This is a genomic window from Williamsia sp. M5A3_1d (genome assembly GCF_053345315.1).
Map to the genome: position 1 here is coordinate 215,431 of NZ_JBKEZX010000004.1, position 16,066 is coordinate 231,496.

Annotated in this window: 12 protein-coding genes; 9 read left to right on the forward strand and 3 right to left on the reverse strand. The window is 68.6% G+C overall.

Translation table 11 applies throughout. From position 1 onward, the window contains the following. Positions 1 to 163: 163 nt before the first annotated feature. Complete coding sequence (locus ACLBW1_RS17895; protein ID WP_447813160.1) at positions 164 to 2,002, forward strand: DUF294 nucleotidyltransferase-like domain-containing protein; 1,839 nt, start codon at positions 164 to 166, stop codon at positions 2,000 to 2,002. A gap of 2 nt (positions 2,003 to 2,004) precedes the next feature. On the opposite strand, the gene ald is transcribed toward ACLBW1_RS17895, so the two are convergent. Next, the gene (gene ald, locus ACLBW1_RS17900) at positions 2,005 to 3,117 is read right to left on the reverse strand and encodes an alanine dehydrogenase (protein WP_447813161.1); all 1,113 of its coding nucleotides are present in this window, start codon (positions 3,115 to 3,117) and stop codon (positions 2,005 to 2,007) included. A 149-nt stretch (positions 3,118 to 3,266) separates the two neighbouring features. On the opposite strand from ald, the gene ACLBW1_RS17905 reads away from it, so the two are divergent. After that, a complete protein-coding gene (locus ACLBW1_RS17905) occupies positions 3,267 to 3,761 on the forward strand; it encodes an Lrp/AsnC family transcriptional regulator (RefSeq protein ID WP_447813162.1) in 495 nt (164 codons plus the stop codon). Positions 3,762 to 3,793: 32 nt separating this feature from the next. Here the strand turns inward: ACLBW1_RS17905 and ACLBW1_RS17910 are convergent, their stop codons facing one another. Both ACLBW1_RS17910 and ACLBW1_RS17915 read right to left on the reverse strand, forming a co-directional pair. Beyond that, positions 3,794 to 5,017 carry an NAD(P)/FAD-dependent oxidoreductase gene (locus tag ACLBW1_RS17910; RefSeq protein WP_447813163.1) on the reverse strand — a complete coding sequence of 408 codons (1,224 nt, stop codon included), beginning with the start codon at positions 5,015 to 5,017 and terminating at the stop codon, positions 3,794 to 3,796. Further along, complete coding sequence (locus ACLBW1_RS17915; protein ID WP_447813164.1) at positions 5,014 to 5,418, reverse strand: bifunctional 3-phenylpropionate/cinnamic acid dioxygenase ferredoxin subunit; 405 nt, start codon at positions 5,416 to 5,418, stop codon at positions 5,014 to 5,016. Before ACLBW1_RS17915 ends, ACLBW1_RS17910 begins: the two co-directional genes overlap by 4 nt. A 146-nt stretch (positions 5,419 to 5,564) precedes the next feature. Between ACLBW1_RS17915 and ACLBW1_RS17920 the strand changes: the two genes are divergently transcribed. From ACLBW1_RS17920 to ACLBW1_RS17950, 7 genes are all read left to right on the forward strand, one after another. Next, entirely contained in the window at positions 5,565 to 6,362 is a 798-nt protein-coding gene (locus ACLBW1_RS17920; RefSeq protein ID WP_447813165.1) for an IclR family transcriptional regulator, read from the forward strand. 152 nt (positions 6,363 to 6,514) lie between these two features. After that, the gene (locus ACLBW1_RS17925; RefSeq protein WP_447813166.1) at positions 6,515 to 9,007 is read left to right on the forward strand and encodes a GcvT family protein; all 2,493 of its coding nucleotides are present in this window, start codon (positions 6,515 to 6,517) and stop codon (positions 9,005 to 9,007) included. After that, positions 9,004 to 10,212, forward strand: a complete 1,209-nt coding sequence (gene solA, locus ACLBW1_RS17930) for an N-methyl-L-tryptophan oxidase (RefSeq protein WP_447813167.1) — start codon at positions 9,004 to 9,006, stop codon at positions 10,210 to 10,212. Before ACLBW1_RS17925 ends, solA begins: the two co-directional genes overlap by 4 nt. After that, positions 10,209 to 11,357, forward strand: a complete 1,149-nt coding sequence (locus tag ACLBW1_RS17935) for an aromatic ring-hydroxylating oxygenase subunit alpha (RefSeq protein ID WP_447813168.1) — start codon at positions 10,209 to 10,211, stop codon at positions 11,355 to 11,357. Before solA ends, ACLBW1_RS17935 begins: the two co-directional genes overlap by 4 nt. Positions 11,358 to 11,367: 10 nt before the next feature. Next, complete coding sequence (locus ACLBW1_RS17940) at positions 11,368 to 12,852, forward strand: aldehyde dehydrogenase family protein (RefSeq protein ID WP_447813169.1); 1,485 nt, start codon at positions 11,368 to 11,370, stop codon at positions 12,850 to 12,852. A gap of 25 nt (positions 12,853 to 12,877) precedes the next feature. Further along, positions 12,878 to 14,437, forward strand: coding sequence for an APC family permease (locus tag ACLBW1_RS17945; protein WP_447813170.1), 1,560 nt, complete (start codon positions 12,878 to 12,880; stop codon positions 14,435 to 14,437). 4 nt (positions 14,438 to 14,441) lie between these two features. Further along, positions 14,442 to 16,049: a GMC family oxidoreductase gene (locus tag ACLBW1_RS17950; protein ID WP_447813171.1), complete on the forward strand. Its 1,608-nt coding sequence runs from the start codon at positions 14,442 to 14,444 to the stop codon at positions 16,047 to 16,049. The last annotated feature ends 17 nt before the right edge of the window (positions 16,050 to 16,066 follow it).

Below are 16,066 nucleotides of genomic sequence, written 5' to 3' on the forward strand. Positions count from 1 at the left end.
GCCGGATGTTCACCGCGTTGAACACTAGCGGCAGAGGGGTTTCGCCCGGATTACATTGCGGGTCAACTGATGTTGCCGAAACCGACGAAACCGACATCGGTGCCCGGTTTGTTCTTTTCGGTGCGGCGTGGCGCAGCCGCCGTGTACTTGCGAAGATGTCCCGATGATCGCGGTCGCGCAGTTCCTGGGGCTCCACCCGCCGTTCGACGCGCTCGCTCCCGCGGAGCTCGACCGTCTGGCGTCGCGGGCGACGATCGGCGAGTTCGCCGCCGGCGGCGAGATCTTCGACGGATTCCGCGACACCGTCGAGGAACTCGGCGTGGTGATCACCGGCGAGGTGGGTCTGTGGAGCCTGCCCGACCATCTCGACGGCGAGCCCGACGAGATCCTCGGGCCGGGCGGGGTGTTCGGCTACTTCTCGTTGCTGACCAACGCCGCGCGAGGCCCACGGGCGGTCGCCCTGTCGGCCAGCAGCGTATGTCGCATACCCAGCGACTCGGTGCATGCGGTCTTCTCGAGCATGGCCGGCGCCCGGTTCCTGGCCGGGCAGCTCCGGCTGCCCCGGAGGGTCGATCCCGTGCGACCGCGGGGTGGCATCGTCGACGAATTGATCCGTACCGCACCGGTGGTCGGCACTCCGACGATGTCGGTGAGCGAGGCGGCACGCCTCATGACCGAGCGCCGACGTGACTACGTCGTGATCCCGGCGGACGACGGGACCGTGGGTGTCCTCACCGACTCCGACATCCGATCGCGGGTGGTCGCGGCCGGCCACTCCGGGGACATCCCCGTCAGCAGGGTCGTCACACCTCGTGCACGCACGGTCGTCACCGGCACGCCTGCAGCCGATGCGCTGCTGCAGATCCTCGAACACGGCCTGGGCTGCCTACCCGTGACCGAACCCGGTGGACGTCTCGTCGGCGTGGTCGGCCCGGGTGACTTCATCTCGGCACCGGGCGGCGCCAGCGTGTCGCTGCGACACCAGATCGGTCGCGCCCGATCGGTGGAGACGTTGACCGAACACGCGGGGCGCATGCCGTTCGTCGTCGCCGACCTCATCCGCCGCGGGCAGCCCTCACACGAGGTGACCGCGATGCTGTCCCTCGTGCACGACGCCGTCGTGCGCAGGGCGTTGGAACTCGTGCTCGAGCGGCACGAGGACGTCGACCCCGACAAGCTGACGTGGCTGTCGTTGGGCAGCAACGCACGTCGCGAGGCGGTGCTCAGTTCCGATGTGGACAGCGCGGTCGCTCTCGACGAATCGGTGTCCGACCCCGAACAGATCGCGGTGTACCGGTCGGCCTTCGCCGAGGTCGACGACGTCCTCCGTGCCTGTGGGCTCCCCATCGACGCCAACGGGGCGGTGGCGTCGTCGCCGCTGTTCGCCCGGACCCATGCCCAGTGGCGGGCGGCGGCGGCCCAGTGGTTGGCGGCACCACTGGAGAACAAGGGCATGATCATGACCTCGCTCATGCTCGACGGCCGGCCCATCTGGGGCGACCGGGGCCTGTCGGGGGTGGCCGAGGTCTTCGGCGACCTGCGATCACATCCGGGAACCCTGCGCCTGTTGCTGGCGGAGTCGTTGTCGCACAAGGCGCGGATCCGGTCGATGCGAGACGTGTTGGCGCGCCGAGGCGGGACGTTCGACATCAAGACCCACGCCCTCACCCCGCTGGTGAACATCGCCCGCTGGGCGTCGCTGAGCGTGGAGTCCCTCGAACTCGACACCCGCTCCCGACTACGTGTCGCCGCCGGGAGCCCGATGCTCACCGAGGACAACGCAGGAGTGCTCGTCGAGGTGTTCGACGTGCTGCAGAAGATCCGGATCACCTATCAGGTCGCGCAACTCGACCGTCGGGAGTCGGCAGGCGACCTGCTCACTATGCGCAGGCTCTCCCCACTCGACCGGTCTCTGGTGGCGCAGGCGGTGCGCGAGGTGTCGGGGATCCAACGTCGGATGGTCAACCTCTCCCACTACGCCCCGATCGGCGACCAGGACTGAGCTCAGGCCGGCAGCGGTGACGCGCCCACCGGCAGGTCCAGGGCAGCCCCCACCGACGGCGACAGGAGGGCGCCTGCGTGGGTGCTCAGCCCCGCGGCAAGGCTCGCGTCGTCGGAACATGCGCGCTGCCATCCCTTCTCGGCCAGCGCGACGACGTAGGGGAGGGTGGCGCCGGTCAGGGCGGAGGTCGAGGTGCGCGCGACCGAGCCGGGCATGTTCGCGACGCAGTAGAACACCGAGTCGTGCACGGTGAAGGTCGGGTCGTCGTGGGTGGTCGGACGCGAGTCCTCGAAGCAGCCACCCTGATCGATGGCGATGTCGACGAGCACCGATCCGGGCTTCATCGACGCGACGAGGCCGTTGGAGACCACCACCGGTGCCTTGGCCCCGGGGACCAGCACTGCGCCGATCACCAGATCGGCCTTCTTCACGGCCTCCTCCACGGCGAGCGCGGTGCTGTAGCGGGTGTGCACCCGCCCTGCGAATCGGGCGTCGACGGCACGCAGTTTGGCGATGTCGAGATCGAACACGGTGACCTGGGCGCCCATGCCCATCGCGATCGTCGCGGCGTTCACCCCGCTGACCCCGGCGCCGATCACGACGACGTCGGCGGGTTCGGTGCCGGGAACGCCACCCATCAGTTGGCCGCGTCCGCCGGCCGACCGCATCAGGTGGTACGCGCCGACCTGCGGCGCCAGACGTCCCGCGACCTCACTCATGGGTGCCAGCAGAGGCAGCGAACCGTCGCGGGCCTGCACCGTCTCGTAGGCGATGGAGGTGATGCCCGAGGACAGCAGCGAGTCGGTGCAGGGACGGCTCGCCGCGAGGTGCAGGTAGGTGAACAGCGTCTGGCCCGAGCGCATCCGCGCGTACTCCGCGGCGATCGGTTCCTTGACCTTGACCACCAGGTCGGCCTGCTCCCAGATGGCCTCGGCGGTGGCCAGGATCTGCGCGCCGGCCTCCTTGAAGTCGACGTCGGAGATCGCCGACCCGGCGCCCGCGCCGGCTTCGATGACAACTTCGTGGCCGCGTCGCGTGAGTTCGGCGACGCCGGCCGGGGTCATGGCGACGCGGTACTCGTGGTTCTTGATCTCGCGGGGGATCCCGATGCGCATGGCGTTGTCCTTCGTTCGCTCTGGCGCGGCGTCGTCGCCACGATGTGTGTGATCCAAGCGTGAACAACCTTCGGTGATTGCTCAATTCTTCCGAACATGTTTCTTTGCAAGTCCGAAAAGATGAAGATCACGCGCGATAGAGTGCGACGATGAGCCCCGAATCGAAGGATCTTCGGACCGTCGTCGGCCGTCGCGATCTCGACGACACCGACCGGTTGCTGCTGCAGTTGCTCCAGGCCGACGCGCGGATGCCCAATCGTGAGCTCGCCGAGCGCGCGGGTATCGCGGCCTCGACGTGCCATGGTCGCGTGCGGCGACTCATCGAGCTCGGGGTGATCCGCGGCTTCTTCGCCGACATCGACCCGGCCGCGGTCGGGCGGACCCTGCGCGCCATGGTCGCGGTCAGCCTCCAATCCGATGCACGGGGTCAGATCCGGCGGTTCGTCGGCCAGATCGGCGCGCAGGACGAGATCATCGACGTCTTCTTCCTCGCCGGTTCCGACGACTACCTGCTGCATGTGGCGGTGGCCGATACCGAGGCGCTGCGAGGGTTCGTCGAACGCCTGAACTCCCGGCCCGAGGTCGCGGGAACCACCACGTCGCTGGTGTTCGAACATCTACGGGCCGCAGCGCCGGTCTTCTAGGACCCGTGGCCAGGTGTGCGCAGGCGGCCGACTCAGACGTGTGCCACGGCCCCGGAGGAGCCGACCAGGACTCGATCCATCGTCTTGCGCAGACGGAGGAAGTCTCGGGGCCGGTCGACGGCTATCACCGCGGCGGGCTGATCGCGGTCACCGAAAACGGCGAGGAACCCCTCGGTCGCACCGTGTTCCATCGATCCGTCCACGACCTCGGGCTGCATGCCGACGGGGATGTATCCGCAGACCTGTAGTCGGTGCCCGTACTGATCGCTCCAGAAGTAGGGCGAACGCCGAGGTGGCGGTTCGAGTCCGGCGATGCGGCGTGCGACGGTCCGTGCCTGCTCGACGGCCGAACTCCAATGCTGGCGTCGCACATGGGTTCCGGTGATCGGATCGAAGGTCCGTGCGCAGTCGCCGAGGGCGAAGACCCCCGGCATGGAGGTCGCGCCATGGGCGTCGGTGACGAACCCGTCGTCGAGCGCGATACCGGATGCGGCCGCCCAGTCGGTGTCGGGGACGGAGCCGATGCCCACGACCACCACGTCGGCATCGACGACACGTCCGTCGCCGAGGGTGACCGACCGGACCCGGCCGGCGGTCCCGTCGATGGTCTCCACCGCGGCGCCGGTGTACACCGAGACACCGGCGAGTGCGTGACGCGACAGCGACCACCGGGCGACGTCGACACCGAGTACCGCGGCGCCCGGGATCTCGGTCGCCTCCACGATGGTGACCTCCGCGCCGAGGCCCCGCGCGGTGGAGGCGATCTCGGCGCCGATGAATCCGCCTCCGATCATCACGACACGCCGCGCGGTCCGGAGGTCGGCCGCGAGGCAGCGGGCATCGTCGAGGGTGCGGAGCACGTGGACCCCGTCGAGTTCGGCGCCGATGAGGGTTCGGCCGCGTGCGCCCGTCGCGATGATCACCGCATCGGCCGGACCGACGGCGCGGTGGAATCCGCGCTTGACGCTGATGCCGTTCTCATCGACCGTCAGGCCGTCGGCGGCGATGCCGAGGTGCCAGTCGTAGGCGTCGATCTCGCCGTCGAGGAGCAGGCCCGTGGGTCCCGGATCGACGCCGGTCCCGGGGGCACCCCCGCTCGGGAGCTGCCCCAGCAGTACGTCTTTGGACAGCGGAGGACGGTCGTAGGGCAACCAGGGCTCCGCGCCGACGAACGCGATCGGGTCGGTGACGCCGGAGGCCCTCAGTTCACGGGCGGCGGTCAGACCGCCCAGTGACGCGCCCACCACGGTGATCATGCGGCGCCCGAGATGTCCTCGGCAGATTCGGGCATCGGCAGCGACCGGTCGACGAGGGTGATGTGGACTCGACCGTCGGTCACGGTAACCGGGTGGGTGGCCACGGCGCGTGTGGCCGGCGGGCCGCTCGGCTCTCCGGTACGCAGGTCGAAGCACGCCTCGTGGAGTGGACATTCGACCGCGCAGTTCTCCACCCAGCCGTCCGACAACGACGTGTCCTGGTGGGTACAGGTGTCGTCGATGGCGAACACACCCTCGGCGGTACGGATCACCGCGATCGGTGGGTGATCGGCGGGGTCGATGCGCAGCGGTACGTCGACCGTGAGGTCGGCGAGAGCGACCTCCAGCGCGGCGCCGACACCGTGGGCAGTGGCGGTCGTGGGGGTGTGGACAACAGACATGGGGTCACCTCGAGACGGCGGATTCTCTGACGCGCTGCGTTGCGTTGGGGGCAACATAGCGCATTGTGCGCAACAAAAGCACGTCGATGCAGGCGCTGATCGGACGTGTCGGACCGTTCGCGGCCGCAACTATGCTGGGAGGTGACATGGACATCAACGACACGCCCGACATCTCGCCCGACCGGAACCGTCCCGCCTCCATCCAGTCCGTCGATCGCGCGCTCGAGGTCCTCGAGATATTGGCTCGACACGGGGAGGGCGGCGTGTCCGACATCGCCGACACCCTCGGCGTGCACAAGTCGACGATCTCGCGGCTGGTGTCGGTGCTGGAGGGTCGCGGATTCGTCGAGCAGGTCGCCGATCGCGGCAAGTATCGGCTGGGGTTCACCATCGTCCGCCTGGCCGGTGCGACCATGGCCACCCGTGACCTGGGACGCGAGAGTCGCGACATCGCCGGCCCGTTGGCCGACGCCGTCGGCGAGACGGTCAACCTCGCGATCCTCGACAGCGGGCGTGCGGTCAACGTCACCGAGGCCAACGGGTCACCGGGGATCTCGTTGCGTACCTGGGTCGGTCAGAGTTGTCCGGCGCACGCCACTTCCAGCGGGAAGATCCTGCTCGCAGCGCTCGACGAACCGCGCCTCGATACCGCCGTCGGCGCGACGCTGGAAAGGTTCACACCCTCGACGATCGCCGACCTCGACGCGTTGCGTGCCGAACTCGCCGACGTCCGCAGACGCGGTTGGGCGCAGGCGCGCGAGGAGCTCGAAGAGGGGCTCACCGCGGTGGCCGCCCCGATCCGCGATCACACGGGCGACGTGGTCGCCGCGCTGAGCATCTCCGGGCCGACGTTCCGGATGTCCGACGATCGGCTGCCCACACTGTCGGCCGAGGCAGTCGACGCCGCCGCCGCGATCAGCGTCCGCCTCGGTCACCACGCCTGACCGAACCTTCGTCCGACCCCGTCCGGTCCCGCGCGTCGAGTTGACGTGCGGCCCCGTCGGTCGCACCATGTGTTGCACAGGAGACAACGCGTTGCGTTGGATGCAACAGATGGGCGTCCACGTCGCAGCATCGGTACAGAAACGAGGTGACCATGCCCGGTCCTCGCGTGGTCATCATCGGTGCAGGCATCGTCGGCACCTCGCTGGCCGACGAACTCACCGGTCGTGGATGGACCGACGTCACCGTCCTCGACCGCGGACCCCTCCCCGCCACCGGCGGCTCGAGCAGCCACGCGCCGGGCCTGGTCTTCGCGACCAACCCGTCGGAGACCCTGTCGCGTTTCGCGCAGTACACGATCGACAAGTTCCGCGGCCTGTCGCAGACGACGGATCGACTGTGTTTCAACCCCGTCGGTGGACTGGAGGTCGCGACCACCGAGGCGCGCATGACCGACCTGCACCGCAAGGCGGGCTGGGCTCGTGCGTGGGGTGTGCCCGCGCAGATCGTCGACGCGACGGAGTGCGCCCGGCTGCATCCCCTGCTCGACCCGACGACGGTGCTCGGTGGATTGCACACCCCCGCAGACGGTCTCGCTGATGCACTGTCCTGTGTGGAGGTGCAGCGTCGGCGCGCCGAGGCCGCCGGGGCACGTTTCGTCGGCGACACCGTCGTGCGTGCGGTGACCACCGTCGGCGATCGCGTGACCGGGGTGCAGACCGCCGACGGCTCGCACCCCGCCGACCTGGTGGTGTCGTGTGCGGGCTTCTGGGGTGTCGAGATCGGTGCGATGGTCGATCTCGCCGTGCCGCTGGTCGCCATGGGTCACCAGTACGTCGAGACCACGCCGGTGCAGGAGTTGCGCCCCTTCGCCGACCACCGCGTGGGCAAAGCCGCTGCGACACTACCGATCCTGCGTCACCAGGATGCCGACCTCTACTACCGTCAGCACGGCGACCGGATCGGTATCGGCTACTACGGACACCGTGCGATGCCCGTCGACATGGACCGGCTCTACCGCGACACCCGGGAACAACCGATGCCGTCGATGTTGCCGTTCACCGCCGATGATTTCGCCCCGGCGTGGTCGGAATCGACACGTGTGCTCCCCGATCTGGCGTCGGCGGCAGTCGCCGACGGGTTCAACGGCATCTTCTCCTTCACGCCCGACGGCGGCCCGGTCCTCGGCCCCCATCCGGGGCTCGACGGCTTCTGGGTGGCCGAGGCGGTGTGGGTCACCCAGTCGGCGGGCGTGGCACGCACCATGGCGCACTGGATGATCGACGGCAACCCCGATCTGTGTGTCGCCGGGTGTGACATCGCCCGGTTCTCCGCCCGCGAGGTCGCGCCCGATCACGTCGCGGCGATGAGTGCCCGAGCCTTCGACGAGGTCTACGACATCATCCACCCGCGCGAACAGCGGTCGATCCAGCGCGATCTCACCGTGAGTCCGCTGCATGACGGGCATCGCGACCGCGGTGCGGTGTTCGTCACCTCCCACGACTGGGAGCGACCGGCCTGGTTCGAGGAGAACGCCGCTCTGCCGACGCACAAGACGGCGAACATCGGGTCGGCGAACACCGCGATGACGCGCGAGGACGACTTCTCCACCCGACACTGGTCACCGATCGTGCTCGCCGAGGCGGCGGCAACCCGGGCAGGTGTCGGGCTCTTCGACATGACGTCGCTGATGCGGGTCGATGTCAGCGGCCCCGACGCCGCATCGTTCCTCTCGCCGATACTCACCCGCAGTCCCGACCGCGCGGTCGGGACGGTCATCTACGCGCTGATGCTCGATCCGTCGGGCGGCATCCTCAGTGACGTCACCGTCGCGCGCATCGCCGCAGACCGGTTCCAGATCGGTGTCAACGGTCCGCTCGACCTCGCCCGTCTGACGTCGCTCGCCCGGGTCGCCCGCCGCGACGGTGTCGATGTCGAGGTCCGCGAGACCACCAGGGAGACCGCGTGTATCGGCGTCTGGGGGCCGGCCGCACTCGCCCTCGTGGGCCCTCTCGCCGCCGACGCCCTCGACGCCGACGCGCTCGGGTTCTACCGCACCCTGCGCACACGGATCGCCGACGTCGAGGTCCTCGCCATGCGGGTGTCCTACGTCGGCGAGTTCGGCTGGGAGCTCTACGTCGACGCGGACGATGCGGTCACCCTCGCCGGCGAACTCACCACCGCGGGAGAACCTCTCGGCGCCGTGTGGGCCGGCCGCGGCGCGCTCGACACCCTCCGGATCGAGAAGGGCTACCGCTCGTGGGGGACCGACATGACCGCGGTGCACTCTCCCGACGAAGCGGGACTGGCGTTCGCCGTCGCGAAGAACCACGACTTCGTCGGACGCGCGGCGATGATGCAGCGGCCGGTGCGGCGACGCCTGCACACACTCGTCGCCGACGACCCCGGCACGGTGCTGCTCGGACGGGAACCGGTCACCGGTCCCGACGGGACCGTGGGCCACGTGACGTCGGCCGCGTTCTCGCCGGCGGTGCAGCGCACCATCGCCTACGCCTGGGGCGCGCCCGAACTCCGCGTCGGTGACCGGGTTCGGGTCGACCACCTCGCGACGACCGCGACGTTCACCGTGTCGCCGACCACCACGGTCGACCCGGAGAACGCCCGCCTGAAAGGACGGACATCATGATCGACGCAGGACCCGACGTCGATGCCGACGTCATCGTCATCGGACTCGGAGGCATGGGATCGGCTGCGGCTCATCACCTCACGCGGCGGGGCGTGTCGGTGCTCGGCCTGGAACGGTTCACCCCGGCACACGATCGCGGCTCGTCGCACGGCGGTTCGCGCATCATCCGACAGTCGTACTTCGAGGACCCCGCCTACGTACCGCTGCTGCTGCGGGCCTACGAACTGTGGGAGGAACTCGCGCGGGAATCCGGTCGCGAGGTCTACCGGATCACCGGTGGTCTGTTCATCGGGCCACCCGAATCCGCGACGGTGTCGGGTTCGTTGCACGCCGCGCAGCTCTGGGGTCTCGAGCACGAGGTGCTCGACGCCGACGAGGTCACCCGCCGCTTCCCGGGGTTCGCGCCCGAGGCGGGTCAGGTGGCCGTGTACGAACCGCTGGCCGGGTTCGCGCGTCCGGAGGAGACCGTCGCCGCCCACATCGACCTCGCGCGTCGCGGCGGCGCCGACCTCCGATTCGGTGAGACGGTGCGTTCCTGGACCGATCACGGTGGGTATGTGGAGGTCGTCACCGACTCGGGACGGCTGCGTGCGCGGGAACTGGTGATCTGCCCGGGAGCGTGGGCGCCGGAGATCCTGGCCGACCTCGGCGTCTCCATCGAGATCGAACGTCAGGTCATGTACTGGTTCCCGGTCGCCGCTCCCGCTCCCACAGGCGCCGTCCCGGCGATGACCGACGCGCCGATCTACATCCAGGAGAACTCCGACATCGAACAGATCTACGGGTTCCCGGCGATCGACGGTCCCGACGGGGGAGTGAAGGTGGCCTTCTTCCGCCGGGGTGAGGTCTGCTCGCCGGAGACCATCGACCGCGTGGTGCACGACGACGAGACCGCGCGGATGCGGACACGGGTCCAGGAGCTGCTGCCCGGTGTCGACGGGCCTGCTCTCGATGCGGCCACCTGCATGTACTCGACCACCCCCGATCACAATTTCGTGATCGCACGACATCCCCGGCACGAGCGGGTCACCGTGGCCTGCGGATTCTCCGGTCACGGCTTCAAGTTCGTCCCGGTGGTCGGCGAGATCCTCGCCGATCTCGTCGTCGACGGTCGCACCGAACACCCGATCGGCATCTTCGACCCGAACCGTGCCGCGGTGGCCGCCGGTGGCGACGACCGTGTGGCGACGGCCGGTGCCCGATGACCGCCGTCGACGCCACCGGCCGGACCGCTCCGGAGACCCCCGACACCCTCGTGGCGACGCTGCCGGGCAGCGCCTACACCGACACCGCCGCCTTCACCCGTGAGCAGGAGGCGATTCTCGAACGCCGGTGGATGTGCGCGGTCCGCACTGCCGACCTCGACGCCCCCGGACGTTTCGCGACCGTGGACATCGGCCGCGAGAGCGTGCTGGTGGTCCGGGGACGCGACGGCGGACTGCGGGCGTTCCTCAACAGCTGCCGCCACCGGGGCGCGTTGATCTGCACCGAGAGCGATGGGGCGGTACGACGAAATCTCCAGTGTCCCTACCACGCCTGGACCTACGGGCTCGACGGTGCACTCGTCGCCGCCCCCAACCTCAGCAGTCTCGGTGACATCGACCGCACCCGCTACGGGCTCGTCGGCGTCGCCTCCCACGAATGGCTCGGCTACCTGTGGGTGTGCCTGGCCGACGAACCGCCCTCGTTCGCCGACACCGTGATCGAAGCGGTGACAACACGTCTCGGATCACCGGATCAGATCGATCGATACGGGGTGGCCGGTCTCGCGCTGGCCCACCGCGAGACCTACGAGGTCGCGGCGAACTGGAAACTGATCGTCGAGAACTTCATGGAGTGTTATCACTGCGCGACGATCCACCCCGAGCTCACCGAGGTGTTGCCGGAGTTCGCCGACGGCCTCGCCGCCCAGTACTACGTCGGTCACGGAGCCGAGTTCGGAGGGGCGATCGACGGATTCACCGTCGACGGGTCGTCCGGATTCGCGCCGCTACCGGATCTGTCCGCCGATCAGGACCGTCGCTACTACGCGATCACGATCAACCCGACGGTGTTCGTCAACCTCGTCCCCGACCACGTGATCGTGCACCGCATGTTCCCGGCGGCGGTCGACCGCACGGTGGTGGTGTGCGACTGGCTCTACCACCCCGACGTGATCGCCTCCGGCGGTGACACCCGCGGCGGCGTCGAACTGTTCCACCGCGTGAACGTCCAGGATTTCGACGCCTGCGAGCGCACACAACCGGGGATGTCGTCGCGCGCTTACGCCTCCGGTGGCGTCCTGGTACCCGCCGAGCACCACATCGCGCAATTCCACGATTGGATCAACGAAATGTGCGCCGACGGGTGAGGATGAGGAGGTGAGTGACCTCTTCATCGACGGCGCATGGACCGCGGCGACCTCCGGTCGCACCCGTGACTGCATCGATCCGGCCGACGCCACGGTCATCCGGGCGGTCGACGAGGCGTCGCCGGCGGACGTCCGTGCGGCGATCGTCGCCGCGCGCACCGCCTTCGACGATTCGCCGTGGCGATCGACGACGGTCGCCGACCGGTCGGCGCTCCTCGACCGCATCGCCGACCTGCTGATGCGTGACATCGAGCCGCTCGCGTTGATCGAGACCCGCGACACGGGGAAGACCCTCGCGGAGAGTCGGATCGACATCACCGACGTCGTGTCGGTGTTCCGCTACTACGCCGATCTGGTCACCACGACCTCCGACCGACTCGTCGATGTCGGCAACCCCGCCGTGGTCAGCCGGGTGGTCGCCGAACCGGTGGGTGTGTGCGTGATGATCGCCCCCTGGAACTATCCGCTGCTGCAGATCTCGTGGAAGATCGCCCCCGCGTTGGCGGCCGGGGCGACGATGGTCCTCAAGCCCAGCGAGGTCACCCCGCTGTCGACGATCGAGCTGACCAGGCTCATCGAGGAGGCCGGTGTGCCCGCGGGTGTCGTGAATCTCGTGCTCGGTGCGGGATCCGATCTCGGGCCCGCGCTCACCGACGACCCCGACGTGGACCTCATCTCCTTCACCGGTGGGCTCGCGACGGGGAAGGTCATCGGCCGAACGGCCGCCGAACACGTCACGCGGGTGCTCGTCGAACTCGGTGGCAAGAACCCCCATATCGTCTTCGCCGACGCGTGCGCGACGCCGGAGGCCATGTCGGCGACGGTCGACCAGGTCCTCACGGGCGTGTTCCTGCACTCGGGTCAGGTCTGCTCGGCCGGAACCCGGTTGATCGTCGAGGAATCCGTCGCCGACGACCTCGTCGCCGCCGTCGCCGACCGCGCCGGCCGGATCCCGATGGGGCCCGGCGTCGATCCGGCCAGTCTCACCGGCCCGCTCGTCTCGGCACAGCAACTCGACAAGATCGTCGACTTCGTGGCCGTGGGCGTGGCCGAGGGGGCCACGCTCGTCACCGGGGGCCGTCGGCCGACCGAGCCGCGGCTGGCCGACGGATACTTCTTCGAACCCACGGTGTTCGACCACTGCGACCGCACGATGCGGATCGTCGCGGAGGAGACCTTCGGCCCGATCCTCACCGTCGAACGGTTCACCACCGAGGCCCACGCCCTCGAACTGGGCAACGACACCGCCTACGGTCTCGCCGCCGGGGTCCGCACCTCCGACGCCGCACGCGGTGAACGGATGGCACGCGGGCTGCGGCACGGCACCGTGTGGGTCAACGACTTCGGCTATTACACCCCCGCTGCGGAGTGGGGCGGCTTCGGACGCTCCGGTAACGGTCGCGAGCTGGGACCGTCGGGGCTCGCCGAATACCAGGAGCTCAAACACATCTGGACCAACACCACCGCGCCGCCGGCCGGTTGGTTCCCCCAATGAGGGTTATCGGAGTGAGGGGCTGGGTATGACCATCGAGAAACCGATCGATCCCGACAACGGGATGGAACATTTCGGCTACAAGGAGAGCCTCGACCGCAGCATCGGCAAGTTCGCCAGCTTCGCCGCCGGGGTCAGCTACATCTCCATCCTCACCGGCACCTTCCAGCTGTTCTACTTCGGGTTCGGCACGGCGGGCGCGGCATACCTGTGGAGCTGGCCCATCGTGTTCGTCGGACAGCTCGCTGTCGCTTTGTGTTTCATGGAACTCGCCGCCAAGTACCCGATCGCAGGGTCGGTCTACAACTGGGCGAAGATCCTGGGCAACAAGGTGGTGGGGTGGTTCTCGGGCTGGATGATGCTCACCGCCTCGATCGTCACGATGTCGGCGGTCGTCCTGGCGATCGACTCCACCCTGCCGAAGATCTGGGGTGGGTTCCGCCTGATCGGATCCGACGACCTCTCCGTGGTGTCACCGTCGAATGCCGTTCTGCTGGGCTCGATCCTGGTGCTCGCGACCACCGCGATCAACGCCTTCGGCGTCCGGTTGATGTCGATCATCAACAGCACGGGCGTGTTCATCGAACTCATCGCCGCGGTCCTGATCGCGGTGATCCTGGCCTTCAACATCGACCGCACCCCCGCGGTGTTCTTCTCCACCAACGGGTACGGCGCAGGCGAGAGCGGGGGATACCTCGGGGCATTTCTCATCGCCTCGCTGGCCTCGGGGTACGTCATGTACGGCTTCGACACCGCGTCGTCGCTCGGTGAGGAGACGGTCAACCCGCGCAAGACCGCACCGTCGGCCATCCTGCGCGCGATCCTCGCCTCCTTCGTGATCGGCGGCGCCATCCTCGTGTTCGCGATCCTCGCCGCACCGAACCTGTCCGATCCAGCGCTCGCCGCACAGGGCGGGCTGCAACAGATCGTGCTCGACGTCATGTACGGGCCCGTCGGGAAGATCTTCCTCATGTGCATCGTGGTGGCGGTGTTCGTGTGCACACTCGCCGTGCACACCGCGGCGATCCGACTCACGTTCGCCATGGCCCGCGACAACGCGTTGCCGTTCGGCGAACAACTGGCCAAGGTGCATCCGCGGACCCAGGCGCCGGTCATCCCGTCGGTCCTCATCGGCGTGCTGTCGATTTTGATCCTCGTCATCAACATCAACCAGCCGACCATCTTCCTGCTGCTGACCTCGGTGGCCATCATCATGATCTACATCGCCTACCTGATGGTCACCGGTCCGTTGCTGCTCAAGCGATTCCGCGGACAGTGGCCGCCGCCCGATCTCAAGGCGGGCGGATACTTCTCGATGGGCCGGTGGGGCCTCCCGGTGAACATCGTCGCCGTGCTGTGGGGGATCGGGATGGCGATCAACCTCGCCTGGCCGCGCGAAGCCGTCTACGGTGCGCCCTGGTACAACACCTGGGCCGCGTTCATCTACATCGGTGTCATCGGCGGCGTCGGGTTGATCTGGTACTTCACCGTCGGCAGCCGGGGCATGGGGACATTGAGATCGCATGCGTCGGAGACGAAGTCCGACGCCGTGACCGCCGAACCGTTCCCCGGACCCGAGGGAGTCTGACCACATGGCCGATCCACTACACGAGAACGCGGTCACCGCAGGCCGATTCGACTACGTGATCGTCGGGGGTGGCACCGCGGGATGCGTGCTCGCCGCACGCCTGAGCGAGGATCCCGAGGTGACCGTCTGCCTCATCGAGGCAGGGCCGACCGATGTCGGTGCCGACGACGTCCTGGTGCTCAGCGAGTGGATGCACCTGCTGGACTCGGGATACGACTGGGATTACCCCATCGAACCGCAGGAGCGTGGCAACGATTTCATGCGGCACGCCCGGGCCAAGGTGCTCGGCGGATGTTCGTCGCACAACTCGTGTATCGCGTTCTGGCCGCCGGCGGAGAGTCTCGACGAGTGGGAGCGCATGGGGCTGACCGGGTGGGGTGCCGCCGACGTGCACCCGCTGGTCCGGCGCCTGGAGAACAACGACGCCCCGGGTGACCACGGGCACGACGGGCCGGTGCGCCTGCGCGACATCCCCGCCCAGGATCCCTGCGGTGCCGCGCTTCTCGATGCCGCCGCCGCAACCGGGCTGCCGACCGTCGGGTTCAACCGAGGTGAGACGGTGCGGACCGGCGCCGGCTGGTTCCAGATCAACGCCGGCGAGGACGGCCTGCGGATGTCGACCTCCCACGCCTACCTGCACCCGATCATCGGCACCCGCCCCAACCTGGAGGTCCGCACGGGCTGTTGGGCGCAGGAGATCCTGTTCGACGGGGACGACGGTTCGGGCACCACCGCCGTCGGTGCCCGCTACCAGCGCCCCGACCTCACCGGGTTCGACGTGGTGGGCGCAGACCGTGAGGTCATCGTGACCGCCGGCGCCATCGACACCCCGAAACTGTTGATGCTCTCGGGGATCGGCCCGGCCGACCACCTGCGCGCGATGGGTGTCGACCTGCGCGTCGACTCGCCGGGGGTGGGTTCGAACCTCGACGACCACGTCGAGGGACTCGTGTTCTGGGAGGCCGCGCAGCCCATGGTCACCACGTCGAGTCAGTGGTGGGAGATCGGACTGTTCGCCTCCACCGGTCATTCTCCCGAGACCGACGCCCTCGGTCTACCGGACCTGATGATGCATTACGGCAGCGTGCCGTTCGACATGAACACCCTGCGGTGGGGGTACCCGACCACCGACAACGGTTTCTGTCTGACACCGAATGTCACGCAGGGCCTCTCCCGGGGGACGGTACGGCTGCGCAGCCGCGATTTCCGCGACCGGCCGCGGGTCGATCCGCGCTACTTCACCGACGCCGGACACCACGACGAGACGGTGATGCTCGCCGGCATCCGGCTCGCGCGGGAGATCGCGGCCCAGGAACCGCTGCGGCCGTGGATCGCGCGCGAACTCGCACCCGGCCCCGACGCCGTCACCGACGACGACCTCATCGACTACATGCACAAGACCCACAACACCGTCTATCACCCGGCGGCGACGGCGAGGATGGGTACCGACGCCGATCCGATGGCCGTCCTCGACCCGCAGCTGCGTGTGCGCGGGACGCAGCGGCTGCGTGTGGTCGACGCGTCGGCGATGCCGAAACTCCCCACCGTCAACCCCAACATCTCGGTGATGGCCATGGCCGAGAAGTGCGCGGACCTGCTGCGGGCGACCTGACCCACGTGGGGGATCAT

What these genes read in the sequence shown, in the direction of transcription:
- ACLBW1_RS17910 (WP_447813163.1), bottom strand. Translation starts at nt 5,017, where the DNA reads ATGATCACCGTGGTGGGCGCGTCACTGGGCGGTCTGACCGCCGCCCGT.
- ACLBW1_RS17905 (WP_447813162.1), top strand. Translation starts at nt 3,267, where the DNA reads ATGAGCCCCGAATCGAAGGATCTTCGGACCGTCGTCGGCCGTCGCGAT.
- ACLBW1_RS17945 (WP_447813170.1), top strand. Translation starts at nt 12,878, where the DNA reads ATGACCATCGAGAAACCGATCGATCCCGACAACGGGATGGAACATTTC.
- ACLBW1_RS17925 (WP_447813166.1), top strand. Translation starts at nt 6,515, where the DNA reads ATGCCCGGTCCTCGCGTGGTCATCATCGGTGCAGGCATCGTCGGCACC.
- ACLBW1_RS17895 (WP_447813160.1), top strand. Translation starts at nt 164, where the DNA reads ATGATCGCGGTCGCGCAGTTCCTGGGGCTCCACCCGCCGTTCGACGCG.
- solA (WP_447813167.1), top strand. Translation starts at nt 9,004, where the DNA reads ATGATCGACGCAGGACCCGACGTCGATGCCGACGTCATCGTCATCGGA.
- ACLBW1_RS17920 (WP_447813165.1), top strand. Translation starts at nt 5,565, where the DNA reads ATGGACATCAACGACACGCCCGACATCTCGCCCGACCGGAACCGTCCC.
- ald (WP_447813161.1), bottom strand. Translation starts at nt 3,117, where the DNA reads ATGCGCATCGGGATCCCCCGCGAGATCAAGAACCACGAGTACCGCGTC.
- ACLBW1_RS17915 (WP_447813164.1), bottom strand. Translation starts at nt 5,418, where the DNA reads ATGTCTGTTGTCCACACCCCCACGACCGCCACTGCCCACGGTGTCGGC.
- ACLBW1_RS17935 (WP_447813168.1), top strand. Translation starts at nt 10,209, where the DNA reads ATGACCGCCGTCGACGCCACCGGCCGGACCGCTCCGGAGACCCCCGAC.
- ACLBW1_RS17950 (WP_447813171.1), top strand. Translation starts at nt 14,442, where the DNA reads ATGGCCGATCCACTACACGAGAACGCGGTCACCGCAGGCCGATTCGAC.